At 63.6% G+C, this 25404-nt stretch carries 24 protein-coding genes and 1 riboswitch; of the genes, 7 read left to right on the plus strand and 17 right to left on the minus strand.

The window, feature by feature from the left end:
• Positions 1-102: 102 nt before the first annotated feature.
• The 4 genes from P3T16_RS00275 to P3T16_RS00290 form a co-directional block, all read right to left on the minus strand.
• Positions 103-1344 carry a multifunctional CCA addition/repair protein gene (locus tag P3T16_RS00275; protein ID WP_429258232.1) on the minus strand — a complete coding sequence of 414 codons (1242 nt, stop codon included), beginning with the start codon at positions 1342-1344 and terminating at the stop codon, positions 103-105.
• The gene (locus P3T16_RS00280; protein ID WP_429340744.1) at positions 1341-1988 is read right to left on the minus strand and encodes a glutathione S-transferase family protein; all 648 of its coding nucleotides are present in this window, start codon (positions 1986-1988) and stop codon (positions 1341-1343) included. The genes P3T16_RS00275 and P3T16_RS00280 overlap by 4 nt, the downstream gene beginning before the upstream one ends.
• Positions 1989-2014: 26 nt before the next feature.
• Entirely contained in the window at positions 2015-2968 is a 954-nt protein-coding gene (locus P3T16_RS00285; protein ID WP_429340745.1) for a complex I NDUFA9 subunit family protein, read from the minus strand.
• Between the two features lie 84 nt (positions 2969-3052).
• Positions 3053-5020 (minus strand): transglycosylase SLT domain-containing protein, encoded by a 1968-nt coding sequence (locus P3T16_RS00290; RefSeq protein WP_429340746.1) that lies wholly within the window; start codon positions 5018-5020, stop codon positions 3053-3055.
• Positions 5021-5040: 20 nt separating this feature from the next.
• Here P3T16_RS00290 and P3T16_RS00295 point away from each other — a divergent pair, with 20 nt between their 5' ends.
• Positions 5041-5640, plus strand: coding sequence for a 5-formyltetrahydrofolate cyclo-ligase (locus P3T16_RS00295; RefSeq protein WP_429340747.1), 600 nt, complete (start codon positions 5041-5043; stop codon positions 5638-5640).
• A gap of 13 nt (positions 5641-5653) precedes the next feature.
• Here the strand turns inward: P3T16_RS00295 and P3T16_RS00300 are convergent, their stop codons facing one another.
• On the minus strand, positions 5654-6166 hold the full coding sequence (locus tag P3T16_RS00300; protein ID WP_429258237.1) for a winged helix DNA-binding protein: 513 nt from the start codon (positions 6164-6166) through the stop codon (positions 5654-5656).
• Between the two features lie 209 nt (positions 6167-6375).
• On the opposite strand from P3T16_RS00300, the gene pxpB reads away from it, so the two are divergent.
• From pxpB to P3T16_RS00325, 5 genes are all read left to right on the plus strand, one after another.
• Positions 6376-7029: a 5-oxoprolinase subunit PxpB gene (gene pxpB / locus P3T16_RS00305; RefSeq protein WP_429340748.1), complete on the plus strand. Its 654-nt coding sequence runs from the start codon at positions 6376-6378 to the stop codon at positions 7027-7029.
• Positions 7026-8087 carry a biotin-dependent carboxyltransferase family protein gene (locus P3T16_RS00310; RefSeq protein ID WP_429340749.1) on the plus strand — a complete coding sequence of 354 codons (1062 nt, stop codon included), beginning with the start codon at positions 7026-7028 and terminating at the stop codon, positions 8085-8087. Before pxpB ends, P3T16_RS00310 begins: the two co-directional genes overlap by 4 nt.
• A 10-nt stretch (positions 8088-8097) precedes the next feature.
• On the plus strand, positions 8098-8850 hold the full coding sequence (gene pxpA / locus P3T16_RS00315) for a 5-oxoprolinase subunit PxpA (RefSeq protein ID WP_429340750.1): 753 nt from the start codon (positions 8098-8100) through the stop codon (positions 8848-8850).
• A 336-nt stretch (positions 8851-9186) separates the two neighbouring features.
• A complete protein-coding gene (locus P3T16_RS00320; protein ID WP_429340751.1) occupies positions 9187-9954 on the plus strand; it encodes a DUF969 domain-containing protein in 768 nt (255 codons plus the stop codon).
• Positions 9951-10904, plus strand: a complete 954-nt coding sequence (locus P3T16_RS00325; protein ID WP_429340752.1) for a DUF979 domain-containing protein — start codon at positions 9951-9953, stop codon at positions 10902-10904. The genes P3T16_RS00320 and P3T16_RS00325 overlap by 4 nt, the downstream gene beginning before the upstream one ends.
• 74 nt (positions 10905-10978) lie before the next feature.
• Here the strand turns inward: P3T16_RS00325 and P3T16_RS00330 are convergent, their stop codons facing one another.
• From P3T16_RS00330 to P3T16_RS00380, 11 genes are all read right to left on the minus strand, one after another.
• On the minus strand, positions 10979-12199 hold the full coding sequence (locus tag P3T16_RS00330; protein ID WP_429340753.1) for a TraB/GumN family protein: 1221 nt from the start codon (positions 12197-12199) through the stop codon (positions 10979-10981).
• A complete protein-coding gene (locus tag P3T16_RS00335; RefSeq protein WP_429340754.1) occupies positions 12192-13217 on the minus strand; it encodes a peptide ABC transporter ATP-binding protein in 1026 nt (341 codons plus the stop codon). Before P3T16_RS00335 ends, P3T16_RS00330 begins: the two co-directional genes overlap by 8 nt.
• Entirely contained in the window at positions 13214-14218 is a 1005-nt protein-coding gene (locus tag P3T16_RS00340) for an ABC transporter ATP-binding protein (protein ID WP_429340755.1), read from the minus strand. The genes P3T16_RS00335 and P3T16_RS00340 overlap by 4 nt, the downstream gene beginning before the upstream one ends.
• A 1-nt stretch (position 14219) precedes the next feature.
• A complete protein-coding gene (locus P3T16_RS00345) occupies positions 14220-15137 on the minus strand; it encodes an ABC transporter permease subunit (RefSeq protein WP_429340756.1) in 918 nt (305 codons plus the stop codon).
• A gap of 8 nt (positions 15138-15145) precedes the next feature.
• On the minus strand, positions 15146-16156 hold the full coding sequence (locus tag P3T16_RS00350) for an ABC transporter permease subunit (protein WP_429340757.1): 1011 nt from the start codon (positions 16154-16156) through the stop codon (positions 15146-15148).
• A 138-nt stretch (positions 16157-16294) separates the two neighbouring features.
• A complete protein-coding gene (locus tag P3T16_RS00355; RefSeq protein ID WP_429340758.1) occupies positions 16295-17926 on the minus strand; it encodes an ABC transporter substrate-binding protein in 1632 nt (543 codons plus the stop codon).
• 329 nt (positions 17927-18255) lie between these two features.
• Positions 18256-19089: a methylenetetrahydrofolate reductase [NAD(P)H] gene (metF, locus tag P3T16_RS00360; RefSeq protein WP_429340759.1), complete on the minus strand. Its 834-nt coding sequence runs from the start codon at positions 19087-19089 to the stop codon at positions 18256-18258.
• A 47-nt stretch (positions 19090-19136) separates the two neighbouring features.
• Positions 19137-19490: a phage holin family protein gene (locus P3T16_RS00365; RefSeq protein ID WP_201649006.1), complete on the minus strand. Its 354-nt coding sequence runs from the start codon at positions 19488-19490 to the stop codon at positions 19137-19139.
• A 155-nt stretch (positions 19491-19645) separates the two neighbouring features.
• Positions 19646-21067 carry an adenosylhomocysteinase gene (gene ahcY, locus P3T16_RS00370; RefSeq protein WP_429340760.1) on the minus strand — a complete coding sequence of 474 codons (1422 nt, stop codon included), beginning with the start codon at positions 21065-21067 and terminating at the stop codon, positions 19646-19648.
• 32 nt (positions 21068-21099) lie between these two features.
• Positions 21100-21233, minus strand: a riboswitch (S-adenosyl-L-homocysteine riboswitch).
• A gap of 151 nt (positions 21234-21384) precedes the next feature.
• Complete coding sequence (locus tag P3T16_RS00375; RefSeq protein ID WP_429258251.1) at positions 21385-22107, minus strand: LrgB family protein; 723 nt, start codon at positions 22105-22107, stop codon at positions 21385-21387.
• Positions 22108-22182: 75 nt separating this feature from the next.
• Positions 22183-22632 carry a CidA/LrgA family protein gene (locus P3T16_RS00380; RefSeq protein ID WP_429340761.1) on the minus strand — a complete coding sequence of 150 codons (450 nt, stop codon included), beginning with the start codon at positions 22630-22632 and terminating at the stop codon, positions 22183-22185.
• A gap of 113 nt (positions 22633-22745) precedes the next feature.
• On the opposite strand from P3T16_RS00380, the gene P3T16_RS00385 reads away from it, so the two are divergent.
• Positions 22746-23690, plus strand: coding sequence for a LysR substrate-binding domain-containing protein (locus P3T16_RS00385; protein ID WP_429258253.1), 945 nt, complete (start codon positions 22746-22748; stop codon positions 23688-23690).
• A gap of 27 nt (positions 23691-23717) precedes the next feature.
• Here P3T16_RS00385 and P3T16_RS00390 read toward each other — a convergent pair whose 3' ends face one another.
• A complete protein-coding gene (locus P3T16_RS00390; protein WP_429340762.1) occupies positions 23718-25340 on the minus strand; it encodes a GMC family oxidoreductase in 1623 nt (540 codons plus the stop codon).
• Positions 25341-25404 lie beyond the last annotated feature (64 nt).

Consider the following 25404-nt stretch of genomic DNA (forward strand, 5'->3'; position numbering starts at 1 on the left):
CCAAAACCGCGCCACAAGAAGCGCCTATGGGCAAGTAGGTGCCGCCCCGCACAGGGGCAACACAAATAGACCGACACGAACACAAGAAAAGCCCAACCCCAACTAAACACTTTCCCCAAGAGCAAACGCAACCGCCCGAACCCGCTCCTGCTGAACAGCATCCTTAATCAGAGAAGGCCGGTCAGCAAACCGGCCAGCCACAGCCCCTCCATCCACAGCCCGCGCAGCCACAAGCGCGATCCGCAATCTCTCAGCCTGCGGATACGCCCGCGCTTCAAACCCCAACCGCCCGCGAGCATCCGCCTCGCACGCCTGCAACGCTTCAGCAAACCGCGCAGGTTTCCTCAACGCATCACATCGCTCGAACAACCGCACCAACCCGGCGGCGCCAGTCTCCATCACGCGATGAATGTTCCCATGCTCCCGCGCCACGAGCACCGCCAGATCACGGCACTCATTCGGCACCCGCAACCGCTCACACAAAGGCTTCAGCAAATCGACACTGCGCCCTTCGTGCCCAATATGCCGGGGCAATACATCCTCAGGCGTCGTCGCCTTGCCAAGATCGTGCGTCAACGCAGCGAACCGCACCGTCAATGCATACCCCTGCGTCGCAGCGTGATCCAGCACCATCATCACATGCACGCCCGTGTCGACTTCAGGGTGATAATCCGCCCGCTGCGGCACACCAAACAACCCATCGATCTCCGGCAACACGCGCGCGAGCGCACCACATTCCCGCAGTAACCCGATCATCCGCGAAGGCTTCTGCTCCATCAATCCGCGCGACACCTCCTGCCACACGCGCTCAGGCACAAGCGCATCCACCTCGCCGGCAGCAACCATCTTCTTCATCAGCGCCATCGTCTCCGGCGCCACCGTGAAGTCGGCAAAGCGCGCCGCAAACCGCGCAATCCGCAAAATCCGCACGGGGTCTTCGAGAAACGCATCGCTGACATGACGGAACACGCGATCCCGCACGTCCGCCTGTCCGTTGAACGGGTCGATCACCGGACCGGTCAGTTCGCCATCTGGACGCACTTCGCGCGCCATCGCGTTAATGGTCAGATCACGCCGCGCAAGATCCTCTTCGAGCGTGACGTCAGGCGCGTAGTAAAACTGGAAACCGTGATAGCCCGCCGCCGTCTTCCGCTCCGTGCGCGCGAGCGCATATTCCTCGTGCGTCAGCGGATGCAGGAACACCGGGAAATCCTTGCCGACGGGTCGATAACCCTGCGCCACCATCTGCTCCGGCGTCGCGCCGACCACCACGTAGTCGCGGTCCTTCACCGGGACGCCCAGCAGTTCGTCGCGGATCGCGCCACCCACCGCGTAGATATTCATGCGCAGGCGTCGTAGTACGGCACGCGATGCGTCTCGCGCAGCGCATCGTCGATCCACGCACGCACTTCCGGCTGCTCCGTCACGCGGCGCGCGTACGTGGCCGCAACCTCGGAAAGCGGCGGTTGCCACGTGTTGAAGCGCATCACCACCGGCGCGTACATCGCATCGGCGATGCTGAACTCGCCGAACAGGAACGGCCCGCCATGCTTTTCGATGCAGTCGCACCACAACGCGTCGACGCGCGCCACGTCGGCCAGCGCCTCCGGCGTCGATCCCTTGCCGGGAAACGACGCGCGGATATTCATCCACATCGCCGAGCGCAGCGCGCCGAAACCCGAATGCATCTCGGCACTCACGCTGCGCGCCTGCGCCCGCGCCGCCGCGTCGCGCGGCCACATCGCGTGTTGCGGAAACTGGTCGGCGAGCGTCTCGCAGATGGCAAGCGAGTCCCACACGGGCACGTTGTCATCGGTGATCAGGCACGGCACCTTGCCCGACGGAGAAAGCGCGAGGATCGACGTCTTCGAATCCGCCTCCTGCAATTCGATCGTGCGCTCCTCGAATGGAATGCCGAAATGCTTCAGCACCAGCCACGGACGCATCGACCACGATGAATAGTTCTTGTCACCAATAACGAGTTTCATGCTTGCCCATCAGAAAAAGAGAAGCGTTACCGCCCCGCGTTTGCGCGGAACGTATTGAAGCGCGAACGCCTCGACGCGCCCGTCAGATACACCGGGGCGATGGTCTCGATGCTCGCTGGCTCGATGCCGAGTTCAGGCGCAAGCGGTCCGCTCAGCACGCTGTCCACCTTCATCGAATCGAGATTGTCGCGCGTAATGATCGGCTCGCCAGGCGCCATTTCGAACGTCATCGCCTGCAGCCGCGCAAGCGCCTCCGGCAGTCGGATGATGGGCGCATGACGGCCAATCACGTCGCCGCATAATTTCACCAGCTGCTCCAGCGTGTACACGGTCGGACCGCCCAGTTCGTACGTACGACCGCTCGCGGCATCGAGATCGAGCACGTTCGAAATCGCCTTCGCGACGTCGCCGACAAACACCGGCTGGAACTTCGCATCGGGCATCGCGAGCGGAATGATCGGGAAGACGCGCTGCAGGAAGGCAAACTGGTTCAGAAACGCGTCCTCCGGCCCGAACACGACGGATGGCCTGAAAATAGTGGCCGCCAGCGTCGACTGACGCACGGCTTTCTCGCCGTCGCCCTTCGAGCGCAGATACATGCTCGGCCCTTTCGGGTCCGCGCCAATCGCGCTCACATGGATCAGGCGATGCACGCCCTTGCCTTCGCAGGCGGCCACGATTTTCATTGGCAGTTCGACGTGCGCTTTCGCGAACTCGGGGCCGTACGGACTGGCGCGACTCGCGTGCAAGGTGCCGACCAGGTTAATCACCGCGTCGGCATTTTCCAGGAAACTGGCGAGTTGCACCGGGTCGAACACGTCGACTTCGAGCACATCGATGGGCAACAGCGTGAGATGACGGGCATTGTGCCGTCGGCGTGTGGCGATGCGCACGTCCTTGCCGAGCTCGACGAGCGCGTTGACGAGGTGGCTGCCGATAAATCCGGACCCGCCGATAATCGCGATGGCTTGATGGCGCATTTTCGACTCCCTGGGTGGAAGCCGCAGCAACGGCTGGTGAGGCGGCCACCGCGCTGCGAAGCGCGGCGGCGTGGCGCTGGCGTTTTATGGTGCGATATAGCCCAGACGCACTTTCAGCGATTGCGGACGGCCTTCGAACAGTGCCGCATAGTAGACCGTGTTGGACAACACATTCTTCACGTAGTCGCGGGTTTCCTGGAACGGGATCGATTCCGCGAAAATCGCGCCCTCGACGCCCCGCGGCAAGTTCTGCTTCCACGCGCGCGGACGTCCCGGACCGGCGTTGTAACCCGCCGTCGCAAGGACTGCGGAGCCGTCGAACTGATTGTAGATCATCGACAGATAGTTGGTGCCCAGCAGGATGTTCGTGTCGATATCGTTCATCTGCGCGCGCGAAATCGTACCCAGACCGATCTTCTTCGCGACCAGTTGCGCGGTGCCCGGCATCAACTGCATCAAGCCGCTTGCGCCCACTTCCGAACGCGCATTCATGATGAAGCGCGATTCCTGGCGGATCAGCCCATACGCCCATTCGACGTCGAGACCCGTGGACTGCGCATCGCGCTCGACGATATCGCGGAACGGCGACAGATAACGCAGCGAGAAGTCGTGTTCGGTCTTCGTGCGGTCCGCCGTATTGACGGCGCGGTCATACAGCTCGATACGTCGCGCGTATTCGGCCGTCGCGATCAGCTGACGGTCGGTCATCGCACGCAGCGGCCAGTTCCATTCGCGATTGCCTTCGAGCCGAAGGTTCAGCGCGTAAAAACGCTGCGCGAGCGCGAAGCCCGGCGTGGCGCCCGCCTGTCCGACTTCTGCATCGCTGACGGTGGTTTTGGGCGGCACCGTGATCTTCTGGCCGAGTTCTTCGGCGGCGAGCTGGCCGTAGAAGTTATAGTCCTGCGCAATCTGCTCGAATTCCTGGTTCGCCGTGACCGGGTCGCCGTTCTGCTTCACCGCGCGCGCGTGCCAGTAAACCCACGACGATTGCGTGCGCAGCGACGGCGGCATCTGCTCGATCGACCAGCGCACCATCGTCCAGTCGCCGACAAGCAGCGCCATGCGCGTGCGCCACTCGTACGCCGGGTTTGACAGCGGCGCATTCGCCGACAGCCGGTACCAGTCGATCGCAGCAGGCATCTGCTTCGAGGCCGCCTGGTAAGCAATCGTGCCCCAGCCGATCGCGCGCTCGGGCGTGGTGAGCGACGGCGCCACCGAAGCAAACGTCGAAGCCGCCATCGCCGGATCGTTGCGCGCCATACGCGTGATTGCGAGCAGCGCCAGTTGATGCGACTGCGAATCCGGGCCGACGCCACGCGCGAGCAGGAGCGGCGGCGTACTTGCCGCCTGATCGAACAGCACCGGATCAGGGCGCTGGTTGCCGAGCGCATCGACAAGCTTCGCGCCCGTGTTCGTGTAGTTCTGCTCGTACGCGACGCGGATCTGCAGCCACACGTCATCGTTCGAGAACTGCTGGTTGATCGCGAGCGTCGTGATCAGATCGACGCAGCCGTCGCCGTACTGCTTCGGATCGACGAGCAGCGCGCGCGCCGCTTCGGCGACATTTTCGCCGCGTGCCGCGCGCGATTCGAGCGCATAGCACTTCACCTGCGTATCGTCGTTCAGCACGAAGCGCGCGTATTGCTGATCGAAATTGCGCCAGTCGTGACGCGCGCCGAGCACAACCAGATAGTCGTTGCGCAGACGGTCGGCGATCGCCTGGCCGTCATACTTCTGCAGGAACGACAGCACCGGTTCATCAGGCGCGTCGATGCGCGCGTGACCCGAGCCGTCGAAGAGTTGCGGCTTCAACTGGAAGTACTCGAGATACGACGGCGCCGGATAGTCCGGAATCATGCTCGCCAGCTGCGCGGCGCGCGGCGCATCGTTATTGCGCGCAGCCTCGCGAAGCTGGATGAAGGTCTGATCGTCAGGCGTGAGCTGGGTGAGGGTGACAGGCCGGACGGCAGAAGCCGTGCCGCACGCAACGAGTGCCGCGGCAGCCAGCGCAGAACCGGCCGCGCGATATACTCGAAAGAGGCGTTTTGACATCGTTGTTTCTGGAGCGAGAATTGAAGCCAAGCATAGCATGCAACCCCGACGCGAAATCGAAAAAGGAACTGCGCGCAACACTGCTCAAAGCCCGTCTCGATGCGGCTCGCGAGCCCGCGCACGCAGCGGCGTTAAAGCATCAGGTGCTTCATGTGCTGCAGCGTTATGCGCCGGCTCGCGTGGGGTTCTACTGGCCGCTCGCGGGTGAATTCGATGCACGCGAAGCGATCGCCGAATGGCTCGCCGCCGATACACAACGCGAGGCAGGATTGCCGGTCATTCATAGCGTGTATTCGCCGCTCGCATTTCACGCGTGGACGCCGGACACGGCGATGAAAACCGGCCATCACCGGATTCCGGAGCCCGACTCGGGACGTGACGTGATCCCCGATCTGCTGTTGATTCCCTGCGTGGGTTTCGACGAGGACGCCTTCCGGCTCGGCTACGGCGGCGGCTATTACGACCGCACGCTGACCACCTGGCCCAGCGCGATAAAGCCAGTGACAGTGGGCATCGCATACGAAGCCTGCCGCATGGACGCACTGCCGCGCGAGGCGCACGACATTCCGCTCGACGCGATCGTCACCGAGCTCGCCTGTTACCCAAAGCGGACTGACTGATATTGCGCGCGCGTTAAAGCGAAGCCGCCGCGCGCGCTGCTGTGTCGTACAGGCCGGATGCGTTGCGCATCAACTGCGCCGCCTCGCCGATCTGCTCGTTCGTCAGACCGCTGTCCTTCAACGTCTCGATCAGGCAGTTCTCGCGCACTTCGCGATATTTGAGGCATAGCTCGCGGCCGGCTTCCGTCGCTTCGAAAAACACTTCCTTGCCGGTCTTTTCGCTTTTTACATACCCTCTAGCTACGAGCTTCTTCAGCGCATAGGTCGCGACGTGCGTATCTTCGATGTTCAGCACGAAGCAGATGTCGGCCAGTTTCTTGCGACGCTCGCGATGGCTCACGTGGTGCAGCAGCGACACCTCGATGGCGGTCATGTCCTTGTCGCCCGCTGCCGACATGCAGCGCACCATCCAGCGGTTGAACGCGTTGCCTGCCATGATCAGCGCATATTCCAGCTCGGACAGCTCCGCGCTCGTTTCAGAAACGAGGTGTTCCGAGGAGACGATCTTGGTGGGATGACGCGACATGAGGCAATCTCTATACAGGTTGGGAAGGTGCCGGAAGTGTACGACGCCGTCCTGGAAATGTGAGCCTGGCACAAACGCTTATTGATAAATTGTAGATAATTTATTGAGAATGTAGCCTACCCAACGTGCGGTACATCGCCAGTTCTCGTCGGACGAATCTGGCATGTGGCGCACGGCGGGTCGGGATTTCGACTCAAACCAGGTCATTCATGAATCAGCCACGCATCTATCCGTTGGGCGATAACGCGCTCGTCTGCGAATCTCCGCCACCGGCGACGCTCGCCTGCCAGCAGCGCGTCTGGGCGGCCGCGCAGGCCGCGCGCGGCTGGCCGCATGTGCTCGAAGTCGTGCCGGGCATGAACAATCTGACGCTGGTCATCAACCCGCTGGAAGCCGATCGCGACGCGCTCACGGACATGCTGCGCGCCGCGTGGGACGCCACCGGCAAGGCAGCGGAAGCCGGTCGCGAGGTCGAAATTCCGGTCACGTACGGCGGCAAGGCGGGTCCGGATCTCAAGGTCGTCGCGAAACATACGGGATTGTCGACGGACGAAGTGGTGAAGCGTCACGCCGCGGGCGAGTACGTCGTGTTCTTCCTCGGCTTCCAGCCGGGCTTTGCCTACATGGGCGGCCTCGAGGAGAAGCTGCACACGCCGCGACGCGCGGAGCCGCGACTCGAAGTCCCGGCCGGCACGGTCGGCATTGGCGGCGCGCAAACCGGTATTTATCCGGCCGCGTCTCCGGGCGGCTGGCAGCTGATCGGCCGCACTGAACTGCCGCTCTTCGACCCCACGCGCACGCCGCCCACCCTGCTGCAGCCGGGCGACCGCGTGCGCTTCACGATTGCGGGGATCGACGCATGATCGATGTCGTCCACGCAGGTCTGTTGACCACCGTCCAGGATCTTGGCCGCCACGGCTACCGGCATCTCGGCGTCGCGATGGGCGGCGCGCTCGATCGCCTGTCGCTCGAAGTCGGCAACCGGCTCGTTGGTAACCGGCCGGATGCGGCCGGCCTCGAAATCACCTTCGGCCCGACTGTGCTGCGCTTTCCGCGCGCCACACGCATCGCGATCACCGGCACCGAGTTCAGCGCGACGCTCGACGGCAAGCCGGTGTATTCGTGGTGGAGCCTGCCCGTGCAGGCCGGCCAGGCACTCACGCTCAACGCGGCGAGGCGCGGCATGCGCGGTTATGTCGCCGTGGCCGGCGGCATCGACGTCCTGCCGATGCTGGGTTCGCGCAGCACCGATCTCAGCGGCGGCTTTGGCGGACTCGGCGGACGCGCGCTGCGTGACGGCGACCGTCTCCCTGTCGGCGCGCCCGTCGCGCGCCCCGGTTCGTGGTTCAGTCCGGACGCGCCGGAATTCGGCGTGAAGGCGCCCGCCTGGTGCAAGTTCGTGCTGGTTCATGAGCCGCTGCGGCGCGGGCGTCATCCGTCGAATGTGCCGTGGGCCGTGCCGATCCGCGTGCTGCCCGGTCCCGAATACGACAGCTTCACGACCGACGCGCACACCCGCTTCTGGGCCGACGAATGGCTCGTCACGCCGAACAGCAACCGGATGGGCTATCGCCTTGCCGGCGCGGAACTCGCGCACAAACGGAAGACCGATCTGCTGTCGCACGCGGTGCTGCCGGGCACGATCCAGGTGCCGCCGAACGGCCAGCCGATCATCCTGATGGGCGACGCGCAGACAACAGGCGGTTATCCGAAGATCGGCGCGGTGATCCAGGCCGACATGTGGAAGCTCGCGCAGGTGCGGCTCAACGCATCGGTTCGCTTTGTGCCGGCTACACCCGAAGAAGCGCGTCAGGCGCTGCTCGAAGAACGCGCCTATCTGCGGCAGATCGATGCCGCGATCGCGATGCATGAAGAACGCTGCGCGCGCCAGCCGGCGCTGGCGGCATTGCAGGACCAGTAGGAGAAACACCATGGAAATCGATTTGAACGCCGACCTCGGCGAAGGATGCGGTTCCGACGAGGCGCTGCTCGATCTCGTCAGCTCTGCCAACATCGCGTGCGGCTGGCATGCCGGCGGCGCGACCGCGATGCGCGACTGCGTGCGCTGGGCGGTGCAGAAAGGCGTGTCGATCGGCGCGCATCCGAGCTTCAACGATCCGGAGAACTTCGGTCGCAAGGAGATGGACCTGCCGGTCGGCGATATCTACGCGGGCGTGCTGTACCAGCTCGGCGCGCTCTCGGCGATTGCGCAGGCGGAAGGCGGGCGCATCGCGCACGTGAAGCCGCACGGCGCGCTCTACAACCAGGCCGCGCGCGACCCGAAAATCGCCGATGCGATCGTTTCGGCGGTGCATGACTTCGATCCTTCGGTGGCCGTGTTTGCGCTGGCGAACAGCGGACTGGTGAGCGCGGCGCGCGAAGCGGGACTGACCGCCATCGAAGAGGTGTTCGCCGACCGCGGCTATCGCGCGGACGGTTCGCTTGTGCCGCGCAAGGAGCCGGGCGCCTTGCTCGATGACGAAGAGGTCGTGCTCGCACGCACGCTGGCCATGGTGCGCGAGCAACGCGTGCAGGCCGTCGACGGTCGGTGGGTGCCGCTCAACGCACAGACGATCTGCCTGCATGGCGACGGTCCGCACGCGCTGGCTTTCGCGCGGCGCATCCGGGCCGCGCTCGCCGATGCCGGCATCGGCGTGCACGCGGCCACCAGCGTGCGCGTCTGACAGGACAGACGGCGCAGCCATCACCGAAAGACCCGACGACATCGACGCCCCGCTTCACGCGGGGCGTTTGCCAGATACAGCAGAAGTCGCAACACACGCATGACCCGTATCACCCGCAGCAGAAGTCGCTGCGGGCGCAACACCCGGAGCAATCGCGGTAGATACACCCGAAGCACCCGCAACGCGGCAACGCAGCAACAACGACGCAGTCGACGCGGCCAGCAAGAGCCGCGCAGGGCAGGACGGCGCACGGCACGCCCGGCGCGCCGCCCGATATGAGCCGCCACCAGCGGCATCCGGGTTCAACCACATAGAGAACCCAGTTTGGAGATCCAGATGCAGACAACAGTCAGTTTATGGCCGCTCATTGGCGTAGCCGTCATCATCATCGGGTTTGTATTGCGCTTCAATCCGATGCTCATCGTGGCGGCCGCCGCAATCGCCACCGCCCTCGCCGCGCATTTCCCGCCTGAGAAAATCCTCGCGGCGATCGGCACCGGCTTCATCAAGACCCGCAACATTCCGCTCATCATCCTGCTGCCGCTTGCGGTGATCGGGCTGCTCGAACGGCACGGCCTGCGCGAACGTGCGCAGATCTGGATCGCCGGCATCAAGGCGGCGACCGCGGGGCGTCTCCTCATCGTCTATCTGCTGGTGCGCGAACTGACGGCGGCCGTCGGCCTGACCGGCCTCGGCGGCCATCCGCAGATGGTGCGTCCGCTCCTCGCGCCGATGGCCGAAGGCGCGACCGAAAGCCGCTTCGGCAAGTTGAGCGATGCGGTCCGCTACCGCCTGCGCGCGTATTCGGCCGCGACGGACAACGTCGGCCTGTTCTTCGGCGAAGACATCTTCGTCGCGTTCGGCGCGATCGTGCTGATGGTCACCTTCCTGAAGGAAGCGGGCATCGTCGTCGAACCGATGCATGTCGCTGTTTGGGGTATTCCAACCGCGACCTGCGCGTTCATCGTTCACGGCTTCCGGCTGTGGCTGCTCGATCGCAAGCTCGAACGCGAACTGCGCGGCACGGCTGCGACAGGCGCCGGCAAGCAGACGCAGACCCAGTCGCAGTCGCAATCCCAGACGGCTTCGGGAGATAACGCATGATCACCATCAACTACCTGTTCTGGCTGCTCGGGATCGTGCTGCTGATCGTCGGCGGCATGATCATTTCGGATCGGGAGCATCCGCGCCGCTTCACGGCTGGCGGCTTCTGGATCCTCTACGCGCTGATCTTCCTCGTCGGCGACCGGCTTCCGCCGGAAGTGGTCGGCGTGCTGGTGATCGCGATGGCGCTGATCGCCGGTTTCGGCGGCGTCACGGGGGCGAAGCCGAAAGTGCTCTCCGAAGAAACGCGGCTCGCAAGTGCACGGCGCCTCGGCAACAAGCTGTTCGTTCCGGCGCTGACGATTCCGGTCGTCACCGTGATCGTCACGCTCACGGCGAAGTATTTCATCGTCGGCGGCATGCCGTTTGTCGAACTGAAGAACGTCACGCTGATCGGCTTCGGTATTGGCTGCGTGATCGCGCTGGCCGTTGCGTGCGTGATGACGCGCGACACTGTCGGCCAGTCGATGAAGGAAACGCGCCGGCTTGTCGACGCGCTTTCGTGGGCCGCCGTGCTGCCGCAAATGCTCGGGATGCTCGGGCTCGTGTTCTCGGACGCGGGCGTCGGCAAGGCCGTCGCGCATCTGACCATCGCTTACGTGAATCTTGACTACCGGCTCGTCGCGGTGGCCGTGTACTGCATCGGCATGGCGCTGTTCACGATGGTGATGGGCAACGGCTTCGCCGCGTTCCCGGTGATGACGGGCGGCGTGGGCGTGCCGATTCTGGTTGGCGTATTCCACGGCAATCCGGCCGTGATGGTCGCGATCGGGATGTTCTCAGGCTACTGCGGCACGCTGATGACGCCGATGGCCGCGAACTTCAACATGGTGCCGGCCGCGCTCCTCGAATTGCCGGATAAGAACGCGGTGATCAAGGTGCAGGTGCCAACCGCGTTGACGCTACTGGTCGTGAACATCTTCCTGCTGAACTTCCTGATGTTTCTTTAAGGCTTGATATAGCGCCTGTTCGTTGCGCAGTGATCGCATGCGACGGACGGGCGCTTCCACGATCGACGCTACGCTCAATTCGCGTCGACGATGAACCCGCGCTGGCGCAGCAACGCCAGCACGCCCTTCGGTCCGCCGAGATGCAGCGCGCCGATCGCGACAAACACCGGTTTGTTCGGCGCGGCAATCGCAACCATCCGCGAGACGAAACGCCGGTTCCGCTCGTAGACGATCTTGTTGTCGATCGAGGCCGACAGGCGCTGATCGCGCGCCAGTTTCTCCGACTTCGCGGTATCCCACGCCGCGATCGCATCGGCATCGCCGACGCGCCACAGCCGGTGCAACGTCTGCACATCGGCGACGTTTTCTTCGGGCGTCTGCACCAGGTCCTGCGCGAGCATTTCGCGCTGCTGCGCGAGCGTGAGCCCGGTGAACGCGCGCATCTGTTCCGACAGCGTTTCCAGCCCGACCAGCTTTCCGCGTGTCTTCAGATACACGTTCTGCAACTGCGCTTCGGTGCCGTACTCGGTCTGCAGGCCGGCGCTCAGTGAATCGTAGGTTTCGACCAGCAGCGCCGCGAGCCACGGACGCATCTTCTTGATCTCTTCGAGCGCTGCCGGATTGCTGCGCAGACGCAGCGCGAGCCTGCGCCACAACGGCTCCGGCAACAGGCGCGGCAAACATTCGCGCGCGCAGATGCCGAACTTCGACACGTCGTCCTGCGACTCGAGCAGATCGTCGGGCGACAGTTCGAGCGCGAGCGTCGGCGATGCGGCGAGCGCGGCGAGAATCGGCTTGCGAAAGGGCTGATTCGGCGGATAGTCGGCGGGATCGCCGACGTGCAGCGTGCCGAGCAGATAGAGGGTCGTCGAGCCGCGCGTCGCGACATAGAACGGCATGCGTGCCGGCTCCAGACGCACCGCGCCGCTTGCGGAATTGCCCGACGGCGGCGGATTGAAACCGGGCAAGGTTGCGCGCGGCGGCGCAGAGGGAGCCGAAGGCGCGGCCGGAACGGGCACCGGACGCCCGGCCTGCACCGGCGTATTCGCCGGAGTCCCGGCGGCATGCACCTCGGGCGACACCGACGAGAAAGACAGACACAGCACGACGGCAAGCGCGGCCCATCCCGGCGACCCCGTCCGCCCATGCTGTTTCAGGACGCGGGTGAAACCGTCGGACATCGAGCCACGCAGCGCATCGACCAGGATAGATGCGAGGGAAAACGCGAAGGCAACACTACGGCCGCCTTCACGCAGGCGGCGCGCAGCACCACGCGCCGCCAACGGATCAGGCATCCGCCTCCCCTACCTCCTCAGCCCGATGACACGACACCTGACGGCCATCCACTTCACGCAGCTTCGGCTCTTCGGTCCGGCACCGGTCGATCGCATACGGGCAGCGCTGATGGAACGTGCAGCCCGACGGCGGATTGAGCGGCGACGGCATTTCGCCCTGCAGCTTGATCTGGATGCGCCGGTCGGCTTCGAAGATCGATGGTGTCGCCGACATCAGCGCCCATGTGTACGGATGCCGCGGTCGTGTGAACACCGTCTTCTTGTCGCCGAGCTCAGCAACGCCGCCGAAGTACATCACCATCACGTCATCCGCGATGTGCTCGACCACCGACAGGTTGTGCGAGATGAACACGTAGCTCGTCTTGAACTCTGCCTGAAGGTCCATGAACAGGTTCAGGATCTGCGCCTGGATCGACACGTCGAGCGCGGACACGGGTTCATCTGCGACGACGATCTGCGGATCGAGAATCATCGCGCGCGCAATCGCGACACGCTGACGCTGACCGCCGGAGAACATATGCGGATAGCGCTTCGCATGTTCAGGCCGCAGGCCGACGGTGCGCATCATCTGCGCGATGCGGCCCGCGCGTTCGCTCGCCGTTAGCTGCGTGTTGATCGCGAGCGGCTCGCCGAGCGTTTGCTCGACGGTCTTGCGCGGATTCAGCGAAGCAAACGGATTCTGGAACACCATCTGCACGCGCCGCCGCAATGCGGCGATCTTCGCGTGATCCGCGCCGGCGACGTCCTCACCGTCGATCAGCAGACGGCCGGACGTCGGTGCTTCGATCATCGTCAGCTGACGCGCGAGCGTCGACTTGCCGCAACCGGATTCACCGACCACGGCCAGCGTCTTGCCGCGTTCGAGCGAGAACGACACGCCGTTCAACGCCTTCACCGTACCGTGGCCGAACATGCCGCGCTTCACCGCGTAGTGCCGCGCGAGCTGGTCGGCGATCAGCACTTTTTCGCTGGCGGGGCCAGCCGGTCGCGGGTGGCGCGTTTCGTGTACTGCGTTCATCGTGCGCCTCCGCGTGTGTGAATGTTGGCGTCGCCGGTCAGGTTCAGCGGCTTGATACAGCGCACCTGCGTCGCCTCGCTGTGATCCGGTAACGGCGCGAGCGCCGGCCGCGCCTTCATGCAATCGTCGACGACGTACTTGCAGCGCGGTGCGAACAGGCACCCACGCGGCCGGTCGTCGCGACCCGGCACCATGCCCGGCAATGCAGCGAGCCGCACCGCGCCGACGTTATGCTCGGGAATCGCCGCCAGCAACGCTTCCGTGTACGGATGATGCGGCGCGGCGAAGATATCGGGCACCTTGTTCGTCTCGATGACTTCGCCTGCATACATCACGGCCACGCGCTGCGCGACTTCCGACACCACGGCCAGATCGTGCGAAATCAGCACGAGCGCCATGCCGCGTTCCTTCTGCAGCTTCACGAGCAGTTCCATGATCTGCGCCTGGATCGTGACGTCGAGCGCGGTGGTCGGCTCGTCGGCGATCAGGAGCTTCGGATTGCATGCGACCGCCATCGCGATCATCACACGCTGGTTCATCCCGCCCGACATCTGGTGGGGAAAGGACGTGATGCGGTTCTTCGCGTCTGGAATGCCGACCTGGTCGAGCAGTTCCAGCGCGCGCTTATGCAACGCATCGCCGCGCAGACCTTCGTGCAGCTTCAGCACTTCCTTGATCTGATAGCCGACGGTGTAGCTTGGGTTCAGGCTCGTCAGCGCGTCCTGAAAGACCATGGCGATGTCCTTGCCGATGATCTTGCGGCGTGCGCTCGCCGATGCCTTCAGCAGATCCTTGCCGTCGAATGTGATTTCGTCGGCGGTGACCTTGCCCGGCGCGTCGATGAGACCCATCAGCGCCATCATCGTCACGCTCTTGCCGGAACCCGATTCACCGACCACGCCGACCACTTCGCCTGGCTTCACATCCAGGTTGATACGGTCGACAGCGGGCGCGCCGCTGAAGTTCACTGCGAGATTGCGGATGGTTAGAAGATTGTTCATGTCACGCCATCCGTTTCAGTTTGGGATCGAGCGCATCGCGCAGCCCGTCGCCGAGCAGGTTGATTGCGAGCACCGAAACCAGGATGGAAAGACCGGGCATCGTGACGATCCACCACGCGCTGTCGATATAGTCACGCGCCGAAGCGAGCATCGCGCCCCACTCCGCCGAAGGCGGTTGCACGCCGAGGCCGAGAAAACCGAGCGCGGCGGCATCGAGAATCGCCGACGAAAAACCGAGCGTCGCCTGCACGATCAGCGGTGCGGTGCAGTTCGGCAGCACCTGCGAGAACATCAGACGCAGCGTGCCCGCGCCCGCGACGCGCGAAGCCGTCACGTATTCCTTCTGCAACTCACCCTGCGCCGACGCGCGCGTCAGACGCACGTAACCCGGCAACGCGACGATCGCAATCGCGAGCATCGTGTTGATGAGGCCCGGACCGATGATCGCGACCACGGCGACTGCGAGCAGCAGTGACGGCAGCGCGAGCAGCACATCCATGATGCGCATGATCGGCGTGTCGGCCCATTTGTCGAAGAACGCGGCGATCAGCCCGAGCACGACGCCCGGAATCAGCGCCAGCACCACCGAAACAAAGCCGATCCAGAACGACAGCCGCGCGCCGTACATCAGACGCGAGAGGATGTCGCGGCCCGCTTCGTCGGTGCCGAGGATGAACTTCCAGTTGCCGCCTTCAAGCCACGCGGGCGGAATCTTCACCGAATCGCGATACTGCTCGATCGGGCTATGCGGCGCGATCAGCGGCGCGAAAATCGCGATGAAGATCAACGTCAGCACGATGATGCCCGCGACAACGGCGCCGCGATTGCGCGAGAAGTTGGCCCAGAATTCGCGGGCGGCTAGTGCGCGGCCGCCTGCGGGGGTAACCGCCGTGGGGACGGTATTTTGTATGTCTGCCATCGCTCTCTTTACCTCGTATGGCGAATGCGTGGATTCAACACGCCGTACAACAGATCGACGATCAGATTCACGAAGATCACTAACGTGGCGATCATCAGGATGCCGCCCTGCACGACCGGATAGTCGCGCCGGCTGATTGCATCGATGAGCCATTTGCCGATGCCGGGCCACGAGAACAACGTCTCGGTCAGCACCGCGCCCGCGAGCAGCGTGCCGACCTGCAGGCCGATCACGGTCACCACCGGAATCAGCGCGTTACGCAGCGCATGCACGACGATCACGCGTCCGGGTGCGAGACCCTTCGCCCGTGCGGTGCGGATGTAGTCTTCGCGCAGCACTTCGAGCATCGACGAACGCGTCATCCGCGCGACGACCGCGAGCGGAATCGTGCCGAGCACGATCGACGGCAGGATCAGATGGCTCACAGCCGAGCGGAACGCGCCTTCGTCGGTGGAGAGCAGCGCATCGATCAGCAGCAAGCCGGTGACGCGCGGAATGTCGTATTCCACCGCGATACGGCCAGCAACCGGCGTCCAGCCGAGATCAGCCGAAAAGAACATGATGAGGATCAGCCCCCACCAGAAGATCGGCATCGAGTAGCCCGTCAGCGCGGTGCCCATCACGCCGTGATCGACCACCGTGCCGCGTTTGAGCGCTGCGAACACGCCCGCTGGCAGACCAACGATCAGCGCAAACAGCATCGCGCAGATCGACAGTTCAACCGTTGCCGGGAAGCGCGCGAGGAATTCCTCCATCACGCTCGTGTTGGTGATGATCGACATGCCGAGGTTGCCATGCAACGCGCGGCCGACGTAGTGGATGTACTGCATGGGAAGCGGCTCATCGAGCCCGAGGCGGTGCATCGCGGCAGCGTGCATCGCCGGATCGACCCCGCGTTCGCCCATCATGACTTCGATCGGGTCGCCCGGGATCAGATGAATCAGCGCGAACGCCAGAATGGTGATGCCGATGAAAGTCGGTATCACCATGCCGATGCGGCGCAAAACGAATCGGAACATGGTTCGTCCCTATGTACTTGATGCTTGATGAACAGAAAAAATGCAACCGGCGACGAGGGCTCGTGACCCCGGTCGCCGGTATATTTTCGACCAGTTTTCCTGTTTTTTTGAACGTGCGGAAAACCTGGTACCCCAGTCTTACTTCACGCTCACGCCGTCGAAGCGCGCATAGCCCAGCGGCTCGATGCGCATGTCTTCAACCTTCTTGCTGACCGGTTGATACACCGTCGAGTGCGCGATCGGCGAGAACGGCAGCTGCTGCGCGAAAATCTGCTGAGCTTCGACGTACGCCTTCGTACGACCCGCTACGTCAGACGTTTCGCGGCCCTTCTGCACCAGATCGTTGAACGGCTTGTCGCACCACTTCGAGAAGTTGTTGCCGTTCACTGCGTCGCAGCCGAGCAGCGTACCGAGCCAGTTGTCCGGATCGCCGTTGTCGCCGGTCCAGCCGATCAGCATCGTGTCGTCTTCGCCTGCGTGGGCGCGCTTGATGTATTCGCCCCATTCATACGTGACGATCTTCGCCTTCACGCCGATCTTCGCCCAGTCGGCCTGGATCATTTCCGCCATCAGCTTGCCGTTCGGGTTGTACGGACGTTGCACCGGCATTGCCCACAGCGTGATGTCGAAGCCGTTCGGGTAGCCGGCCTTCGCCAGCATCGCCTTCGCCTTCTCCGTATCGTACGTCTGCGACTTCAGGTTCTTGTCGTACGACCATTGCGTCGGCGGCATCGGGTTCGTTGCCGACTGGCCTGCGCCCTGGTACACGGATTCGACGATCGCCTTCTTGTTGATCGCCATGTCGAGCGCCTGACGCACTTCGACCTTGTCGACCGGCTTGTGCGACACGTTGTACGCGAGGTAGCCGAGATTGAAGCCCGCTTGCGACGGCATCGAGATGTTCGCTTCCGCCTTCAGCGGCGCGATATCGGCCGGACGCGGATAGCTCATCACCTGGCATTCGTCGCGCTTCAGCTTCTGCACGCGCACGCCGGCGTCCGGCGTGATCGAGAAGATCAGCTTCGAAATCTTGACCGCGCCCGGCTTCCAGTAATCCGGATTGCCGTCGAAACGGATCGTCGCGTCTTTCGTATAGCTGCGGAAAATGAACGGGCCCGTGCCAACCGGCTTCTGGTTGATGTCGGCGGCCTTGCCGTCCTTCAGCAGCGCATCGGCGTACTCACCCGACAGGATCGACGCATATTCCATCGCCAGATTCTGGATGAACGGTGCGTTGACTTCCTTCAGCGTGAACTTGACGGTGTACGGATCGACCTTTTCGACCTTGTCGATCAGCTTGTCGAGGCCCATGTCCGTGAAGTACGGGAACTGGACCGGGTAAGCCTTACGGAACGGCTGGTTCGTGTCCAGCATGCGCTGGAACGTGAACACGACGTCGTCCGCGTTGAATTCGCGCGTCGGCTTGAAGTACGACGTGGTCTGGAACTTCACGCCATGACGCAGATGGAACGTGTAGGTTTTGCCGTCAGCCGCGACATCCCACTTTTCGGCGAGGCCGGGTTCGACTTTCGTGCCGCCGCGTTCGAATTCGACGAGACGGTTGTAGACGGTGAACGTATTCGCTGTGAAATCGACGCCCGTGGTGTACTGGGCCGGATCGAAGCCCGCGGGACTGCCTTCTGAGCAGTAAACGAGCGTCTTGTTCGGAATCTCGGCAGCGCCCGCAATATTGGCCGCCACCATCGACGCCGCTGCAGCGGCGACGAGCGTGGTCAGACGCGCGACGCGCAACAGATTGTTTTGCTTCATGTTTCCTCCAGGTTCGGAACCGGCTCCCGCCGGCGTAGCGCGATATTACTGACCTTTGCTAACCCGAACAAGCGGAGGAAAATCCCCGTGTTCACGATCGGAAACATACTTGACGCAAGTTGCTGCGATGCGGCAGGCGCAGCACCCATCGGCTTACAGAACGATTTCAGAAAAGTCGCCCCTGATTGTTCTATTTCTGGCCGATAGTCCAGCTTTGCGCAGGGCCAAACGGGTCGATCTTAAACCCGTTGGCGCGTTCGCATGCGTGAAGATGGGGTGTTCCTTACTGAACCTGAGCGCATTAACGTCTTTTAATGCCTTTTAAGGCCTTATCGCGCGTTGAGCCGCTCGCAGATGGCTTTCGTGGCCGCCGCGCCGTTCAGCGTATAGAAGTGCAAACCCGGCACATTCGCATCGACGAGCCGCTGGCACAGGTTCGTCACCACATCGAGACCAAACGCGCGGATCGAGTCACGATCGTCGCCGAAGCTTTCGAGGCGCCGCGCCACCCAGCGCGGCACTTCAGCGCCGCACATCTCGGAGAAACGCATCAGCTGCGAGAAGTTCGTGATCGGCATGATGCCCGGCACGATCGGCACATCGACGCCGAGCTTCCTCGCATCGTCGACGAAGCGGAAGTAAGCATCCGCGTTGAAGAAATACTGCGTGATCGCGGAATTCGCGCCGGCCTTCACCTTGCGCGCGAAGTTTTCCAGATCGGCATTCGGCGAGCGCGATTGCGGGTGATATTCCGGATACGCCGCGACTTCGATATTGAACCAGTCGCCGGTTTCGGCGCGAATGAACGTCACCAGTTCCGACGCGTAACGCAGTTCGCCGACTGAGCCCATGCCCGAAGGCAGGTCGCCGCGCAGCGCCACGATATGACGGATGCCGTGCGAGCGGTATTCATTGAGAATCGCGCGCAGGCTTTCCTTCGACGACCCGATACACGACAGGTGCGGCGCGGCTTCGATGCCGTCCTTCGCGATGTCCAGCACGGTATCGAGCGTGCCTTGCTGCGTCGAGCCGCCCGCGCCAAACGTGCAGGACACGAACTTGGGCTTGAGCGGCGCGAGCTGCGCACGCGTCGCGCGCAGCTTGTCAACGCCTTCCTGCGTTTTAGGCGGGAAGAATTCGAATGAGAGTTCGATCGGGTTCATGAGTCACCAGAGTTGCCCCTGTGGGCAGCGTGCAGGGGGGCGAGGCGTCAGCCGAAGCTGCGATTGCCGAAAATGAGCGCGGACAGCAGCCACGACACAATGCTGTACAGGATCGAGCCGAAGAACGCCGACCAGAAACCCGACACTTCGAAACCCTTCAGCAGCGACGCGCACAGCCAGAAGCACAGCGCATTGACCACCAGAATGAAGAGCCCGAGCGTGAGAATCGTGACAGGCAACGTGAGCAGGATCAGCACCGGCCGAAGCACTGCGTTGATGAGCCCGAGCACCAGCGCGACGATCAGTGCAGTGCCGAAACTGCGGATGTGAATCGACGGCACGATGTACGTGATGATCAGGAGGGCAAGCGCATTAACGAGCCAGGTCAGCAGCACAGTCATGTAGAGCTCCTTGTGGGCGGGAAGTCCGCAGTGGGGCCGCGTGAGCGGACGCAGCGCGGCGCAGGATCTGCGCCGCGCTGCCCGCGTTCACATACGTTGAAGCATGATGAACGACGCCGTCGCCCGATTTTTGAATGCGGGCGACGGCGACCGCATTAATAGCGGTAGTGGTTCGGCTTGAACGGACCGTTCTTGTCGACGCCGATGTAGCCAGCCTGATCGTCCGACAGCACGGTCAGGTTCACACCGATGCGCGCCAGATGCAGACGTGCAACCTTTTCGTCGAGCTGTTTCGGCAGCACGTACACCTTGTTTTCGTACTTGTTGCCTTCAGTGAACAGTTCGATCTGTGCAAGCGTCTGGTTCGTGAACGAGTTCGACATCACGAACGAAGGGTGACCCGTCGCGCAGCCGAGGTTCACGAGACGGCCTTCAGCCAGCAGGATCACGCGCTTGCCGTCCGGGAAAATGATGTGGTCGACCTGCGGCTTGATGTTGTCCCACTGGTACTGGCGCGTCGACGCAACGTCGATTTCCGAATCGAAGTGACCGATGTTGCAGACGATCGCGTTGTGACGCATCGCCTTCATGTGGTCGTGGCCGATCACGTGGAAGTTGCCGGTTGCCGTCACGAAGATGTCGGCCTTGTCGGCAGCGTATTCCATCGTCACGACGCGATAGCCTTCCATCGCCGCCTGCAGTGCGCAGATCGGATCGATTTCCGTGACCCACACGGTTGCGCCCAGACCACGCAGCGATTGCGCGCAGCCCTTGCCCACATCGCCGTAACCTGCGACAACCGCGATCTTGCCCGCGATCATCACGTCGGTTGCGCGCTTGATGCCGTCGACGAGCGATTCACGGCAGCCATACAGGTTGTCGAACTTCGACTTCGTGACCGAATCGTTGACGTTGATCGCCGGGAACGGCAGACGGCCTTCCTTTTCCATCTGATACAGACGGTGCACGCCGGTCGTCGTTTCTTCGGTAACGCCCTTGATGTGAACGAGGCGCTTCGAATACCACGTCGGATCCACATCCAGGTGCGCGGCGATCGACTTGTACAGCGCGGTTTCTTCTTCGTTGGTCGGCGTCGAGATGACCGAGCGGTCCTTTTCAGCCTTCGAACCGAGGATCAGCAGCAACGTGGCGTCGCCGCCGTCGTCGAGGATCATGTTCGCGAATTCGCCGTTCGGCCATTCGAAGATGCGGTGCGAGTATTCCCAGTATTCGTCGAGCGATTCGCCCTTGTACGCGAACACCGGCGTGCCGCCCTTGGCGATGGCTGCAGCAGCGTGATCCTGCGTCGAGAAGATGTTGCACGATGCCCAGCGCACGTCCGCGCCGAGCGCGGTCAGCGTTTCGATCAGCACGCCCGTCTGGATCGTCATGTGCAGCGAACCGGCGATACGCGCGCCCTTCAGCGGCTGCGACGCCTTGTACTCTTCACGCGTCTGCACGAGGCCCGGCATCTCCGTTTCGGCGATGTCGAGTTCCTTGCGGCCCCAGTCGGCCAGCGACATGTCGGCAACGATGTAATCTTTTGAATCTTTGGAATCGTAAACTGCGGCGTTCATCACGCCCTCCTTTCTAAAAATTGACTAGAAATTTGACGTGAGCGCGGTTCGATGCGGTGGGTAAAAAGCGCGTGGCGCATTCTAGCCGTCCGATTGAAGCCTCCGAGCCTGGCGGGCAGCACGCGAATGCAGATTCGCGGTACCCGTCGCAACGCTCCTCGGAGACGAACGGCGATTGTAGCAAATCGAGATGGGTTAGGGATCAACGAAATGCGCCCGAATGTGGGCGCTTCTTGCGCCGTCGCGCCTTCGAACGATGTGTTCGCGGTTTCGCAGGCAATGAAGTACGCGGTCGCTCCGTTATCACGGAGGTCATGTCAGAACGGCAGAAAGCCCAATGCCGGCGCGAGCAGCACCATGACGACGCCCGCGATCATCATCGTCAGGCTGGCGACGACGCCCTCTTCGCTGCCGAGTTCGCGCGCCTTCGCCGTGCCCACGCCGTGGGCCGCCGCACCGAACAGCGCGCCGCGCGCGAGCCGTGTGCGCAGCGGCACGAGCGCCAGCACGATTTCACCGAACAGCATGCCGCAGACGCCCGTCGCGATCACGAAGAGCGCGGTCAGGTCTTTCGGGGCGCCGATCTTGTCGGAGACGGCGAGTGCAAACGGCGTCGAGACGGAACGCGTCATCAGGCTGCGCTGCAGTTCCGGGGACAGATGCAGGAGCTTTGCGAGCGCAAGCGACCCGCCGACCGCGACGATGATCCCGACCGTCACACCGACGGTGAGCGAAATCCAGTGACGCTTCAGCAGATCGCGATATTCATAGATCGGCACCGCGAACGCGACGGTCGCCGGGCCGAGCAGCCACATCAGCCAGCGCGTGTCCTGAAAGTAGACCGGATACGGGATGTGCGCGACCAGCACGATCACGGCCAGCACGACCGGCACGGCGACGAGCGGCGTCAGCCACGGGCTTTTGAAACGTGCGTAGAGATACTTCGACGCGAAGTAGAGCGCCACCGTCATCACGAAGCAGCCGGCGGCGATGAGCCGCGCGGCGTCGTCTGCGAACAGGGATGAGTAGAAGGCGTTCATGGGATGGGCTTCGCGGCTGGGCGGGCTATGCCGGCTGGATTGGCTGGATTGGCGATGTAAAGGTGCGGCGCCGGATCAGGCGCGCGCGGCGAGGCGCGTCACCCGCACGCGGCGCAGCGCGAGACGGCGTTCGAGCCGTGCAGCCTGCTCGACGGCAAACGCAACGGCCACCATCACCATCAACGTGCCCGCCACGACGACAAGCGCCAGACGCCAGCCGTCTTCCTTAAAGAGACCGCCGTACTGAACGGCCGCGACGGCCGCCGGAATGAAGAACAGCAGCATGTCGGACAGCAGCCAGTCGGCGCCGGACTTGATCCAGCGGGTCGGCATACCGCCGGAAAAGAGCAGCGCCAGCATCGCGACGAGGCCGACAACGCCACCCGGCACGGGCAAACCAAGATGGCGCACGATGAAATCGGCGACATACCATACGGCAGCCAGCGCGGCGCTTTGCACGGCGATCCGGGCGACGCGCAGCACGCCGGCGGGGGCTGCTTGCGTGGAAAGACGTGTCGTTATCATGGCAATCCCTGGGTGACTTCTGAGTGAAAGTCAGTATAGGGTTCACGTCTTCATAAATATAATGACTTAACATCATCCACTTCATTCCAATCTGGAATCAGGAGTCCCAAAACGTGGAATTGCGCGCACTCCGCTACTTTGTTGAGGTGGTCAGGCAGCAGAGCTTCACCGTCGCGGCCGAGCAGATGTTCGTCACGCAGCCGACGATCAGCAAGATGGTGAAGTCGCTGGAAGACGAGATCGGTTCGCCGCTTCTGCTGCGCGACGGCCGCCAGATGGTGCTCACCGATGCCGGCCGTATCGTCTATCAGCGCGGCCAGGATGTGCTCGCCGCGCACGCGCAACTGCAGGCCGAGCTGAATGACCTCGGCACGCTCGGCAGCGGTGAGCTGACGATCGGCATTCCGCCGATGGGCGGCTCGCTCTTCACACCCGCGATCGCCGCGTTCCGGCAGCGCTATCCGAAGATCGAGCTGAAACTGTTCGAACAGGGTTCGCGCGCGATCGAAGCCGCGCTGATTTCGGGTGAGCTCGAAATGGGCGGCGTGCTGCTGCCGGTGGATCCGGAGATGATCGAGGTACTGCCGGTCACGCGTCAGATGCTGTGGCTGGTCGCGCGCCGCGGCTCGCGCTGGGACGATGTGCAGCAGGTGCCGCTCGCCGATCTCGCGTCGGAGCCGTTCGTGTTTTACGGCGAAAGTCTCGCGCTCAATGACGTGGTGCTGAACGCGTGCCGCGAGGCGGGCTTTTCGCCGACGATCGTCGGACGTAGCGGGCACTGGGATTTCATGGCGGCGCTGGTGCTGGCCGGCGTCGGCATTGCGTTGCTGCCCGAGCCGTATTGCCGGCGGCTCGATTCGACGCAGTTCAACTGCCGGCCCGTCGTCGAACCGGCGATTCCGTGGGACATGGCGATCGGCTGGCGGCGCAACGGCTATCTGTCGCACGCGGCGCGGGCGTGGCTTGAAGTCGCGCGCGAGACGCTGCCCGGCCCGAACGGCGACGATTTCATGCATGCGCCGACGCCGGGGATTACGGGAATTCCGGCTTCGGGGTGAGGCGCCGGGCGCGTCCGGCGCGCCACATCACGCCGCAACCGCCGCTATTTCCATCCCCCGCCGCGCCGCTGCCATAAACTCCGCCGCCCGCTCGCCGATCATCACCGTCGGCGAATTCGTGTTGCCGCCGATCAGCGTCGGCATCACCGAAGCATCCACCACCCGCAGACCCGTCACGCCGCGCACGCGTAGCTGCGGATCGACGACCGAGCGCGCATCGCCGCCCATCCGGCAAGTTCCGACCGGGTGATAGATCGTGTCGGCATGCTCGATAATCGTCGCGCGAAGTTGCGCCTCGTTATGTCCGGGATGCGTGTAAAGCTCCCTGCCACCGCACAGCGCAAGCGAAGGCGCATCGAGAATGCGCCGCGAGACGCGCACGCCTTCCACCAGCAGATCGAGATCACGCGAATCGCTGAAAAAGCGCGGATCGATCACCGGCGCGACGCGCGCGTCGCCGCTCGCGAGTGTGACGCTCCCGCGGCTATGCGGACGCAGCACGCACGCGTGCAGCGAATAGCCGTGTCCCCAATGCATGTGCCGGTTGTGATCGTCGACGAGCGCCGCGCAGAAATGCAGTTGCAGATCCGGGCGATCGAGCGTCGGCCGGCTTTTGATGAAACCGCCCGCCTCCGCGACGTTGCTCGACAGCATGCCCTTGCCGTGACGCATGAAGTCGACGAACTGCGGCCCCATTCGCGCGATGCCGCGTAGCGAGATTCCCGTTGGTTCGATCGAGCGCGTGCGTTTGTTGATCGTGAAATCGATGTGATCGATCAGGTTCTGGCCGACGTCCGGCGCATCGTGAACCACCGGCACACCCATCGACTGCAGATGCACCGCCGGCCCGACGCCCGAGCACATCAACAGTTGCGGCGAGTTGAACGCGCCGGCTGCGAGCACGACTTCCGCGCGCGCGTCGAGCACTTCGGTCCGCCCGTCGCGCGCCACTTCGACGCCCACCGCCCGCTTGCCCTCGAAGACGACGCGCAGCACGGTCGCATCCGCGATCGTGTGCAGATTCGCCCGCGGCCTGTCATAGACGTAAGCACGCGCGACGCTGCAGCGGCGGCCATCGCGCTGCGTCACCTGATAGAAGCCGACGCCTTCCTGGTCCGGTCCGTTGAAGTCGTCGTTCTGCCGGAAGCCCGCTTCGACTGCGGCGCGCACGAAGCGCTCCGAGAACCGGTTGCGAAAGCGCAGATCGGAGACGGTGAGCGGACCGTCTGCGCCGTGCAGCGCGTCGGCGCCGCGTTCGTTGCCTTCGGCGCGCCGGAAGTACGGCAGCACATCCGGCCACGACCAGCCGTCGCAGCCCATCTGCGCCCAGTCGTCGTAATCGAGCGGATGGCCGCGCGTGTAGATCATCGCGTTGATCGCGCTCGATCCGCCGAAGCCGCGTCCGCGCGGCTGATATCCGCACCGGCCGCCGAGGCCCGGCTGAGGGGTCGTCTCGTAGCCGTAGTTGGTTTTCAGCCTGAACGGCACGAGGGCGGCGACGCCGACCGGCATGTTGACGAAGAGATTGCGTTTCGTGTGAGGGCCGGCCTCGATCAGCGCGATCGACGCGTCGGGACAGCTGTCCGCAAGCCGGCTCGCCAGCGCGCAGCCGCCAGAGCCCGCACCAACGATGATGTAGTCGTATTGCATCCGCTCCTCCTGGTGGGCCGCGTTGCCCGCGGCGCCTGTCTCGTGCACACTTGTCTGCGTGTGT

The sequence above is a fragment of the Paraburkholderia sp. GAS42 genome (genome assembly GCF_050436565.1).
Classification (GTDB): Bacteria; Pseudomonadota; Gammaproteobacteria; order Burkholderiales; family Burkholderiaceae; genus Paraburkholderia.

Excerpts from the sequence above, each read along its gene's own strand:
- P3T16_RS00275 (WP_429258232.1), bottom strand. The coding sequence starts at position 1,344 with ATGAATATCTACGCGGTGGGTGGCGCGATCCGCGACGAACTGCTGGGC.
- P3T16_RS00280 (WP_429340744.1), bottom strand. The coding sequence starts at position 1,988 with ATGAAACTCGTTATTGGTGACAAGAACTATTCATCGTGGTCGATGCGT.
- P3T16_RS00285 (WP_429340745.1), bottom strand. The coding sequence starts at position 2,968 with ATGCGCCATCAAGCCATCGCGATTATCGGCGGGTCCGGATTTATCGGC.
- P3T16_RS00290 (WP_429340746.1), bottom strand. The coding sequence starts at position 5,020 with ATGTCAAAACGCCTCTTTCGAGTATATCGCGCGGCCGGTTCTGCGCTG.
- P3T16_RS00300 (WP_429258237.1), bottom strand. The coding sequence starts at position 6,166 with ATGTCGCGTCATCCCACCAAGATCGTCTCCTCGGAACACCTCGTTTCT.
- pxpB (WP_429340748.1), top strand. The coding sequence starts at position 6,376 with ATGAATCAGCCACGCATCTATCCGTTGGGCGATAACGCGCTCGTCTGC.
- P3T16_RS00310 (WP_429340749.1), top strand. The coding sequence starts at position 7,026 with ATGATCGATGTCGTCCACGCAGGTCTGTTGACCACCGTCCAGGATCTT.
- pxpA (WP_429340750.1), top strand. The coding sequence starts at position 8,098 with ATGGAAATCGATTTGAACGCCGACCTCGGCGAAGGATGCGGTTCCGAC.
- P3T16_RS00320 (WP_429340751.1), top strand. The coding sequence starts at position 9,187 with ATGCAGACAACAGTCAGTTTATGGCCGCTCATTGGCGTAGCCGTCATC.
- P3T16_RS00325 (WP_429340752.1), top strand. The coding sequence starts at position 9,951 with ATGATCACCATCAACTACCTGTTCTGGCTGCTCGGGATCGTGCTGCTG.
- P3T16_RS00330 (WP_429340753.1), bottom strand. The coding sequence starts at position 12,199 with ATGCCTGATCCGTTGGCGGCGCGTGGTGCTGCGCGCCGCCTGCGTGAA.
- P3T16_RS00335 (WP_429340754.1), bottom strand. The coding sequence starts at position 13,217 with ATGAACGCAGTACACGAAACGCGCCACCCGCGACCGGCTGGCCCCGCC.
- P3T16_RS00340 (WP_429340755.1), bottom strand. The coding sequence starts at position 14,218 with ATGAACAATCTTCTAACCATCCGCAATCTCGCAGTGAACTTCAGCGGC.
- P3T16_RS00345 (WP_429340756.1), bottom strand. The coding sequence starts at position 15,137 with ATGGCAGACATACAAAATACCGTCCCCACGGCGGTTACCCCCGCAGGC.
- P3T16_RS00350 (WP_429340757.1), bottom strand. The coding sequence starts at position 16,156 with ATGTTCCGATTCGTTTTGCGCCGCATCGGCATGGTGATACCGACTTTC.
- P3T16_RS00355 (WP_429340758.1), bottom strand. The coding sequence starts at position 17,926 with ATGAAGCAAAACAATCTGTTGCGCGTCGCGCGTCTGACCACGCTCGTC.
- metF (WP_429340759.1), bottom strand. The coding sequence starts at position 19,089 with ATGAACCCGATCGAACTCTCATTCGAATTCTTCCCGCCTAAAACGCAG.
- P3T16_RS00365 (WP_201649006.1), bottom strand. The coding sequence starts at position 19,490 with ATGACTGTGCTGCTGACCTGGCTCGTTAATGCGCTTGCCCTCCTGATC.
- ahcY (WP_429340760.1), bottom strand. The coding sequence starts at position 21,067 with ATGAACGCCGCAGTTTACGATTCCAAAGATTCAAAAGATTACATCGTT.
- P3T16_RS00375 (WP_429258251.1), bottom strand. The coding sequence starts at position 22,107 with ATGAACGCCTTCTACTCATCCCTGTTCGCAGACGACGCCGCGCGGCTC.
- P3T16_RS00380 (WP_429340761.1), bottom strand. The coding sequence starts at position 22,632 with ATGATAACGACACGTCTTTCCACGCAAGCAGCCCCCGCCGGCGTGCTG.
- P3T16_RS00390 (WP_429340762.1), bottom strand. The coding sequence starts at position 25,340 with ATGCAATACGACTACATCATCGTTGGTGCGGGCTCTGGCGGCTGCGCG.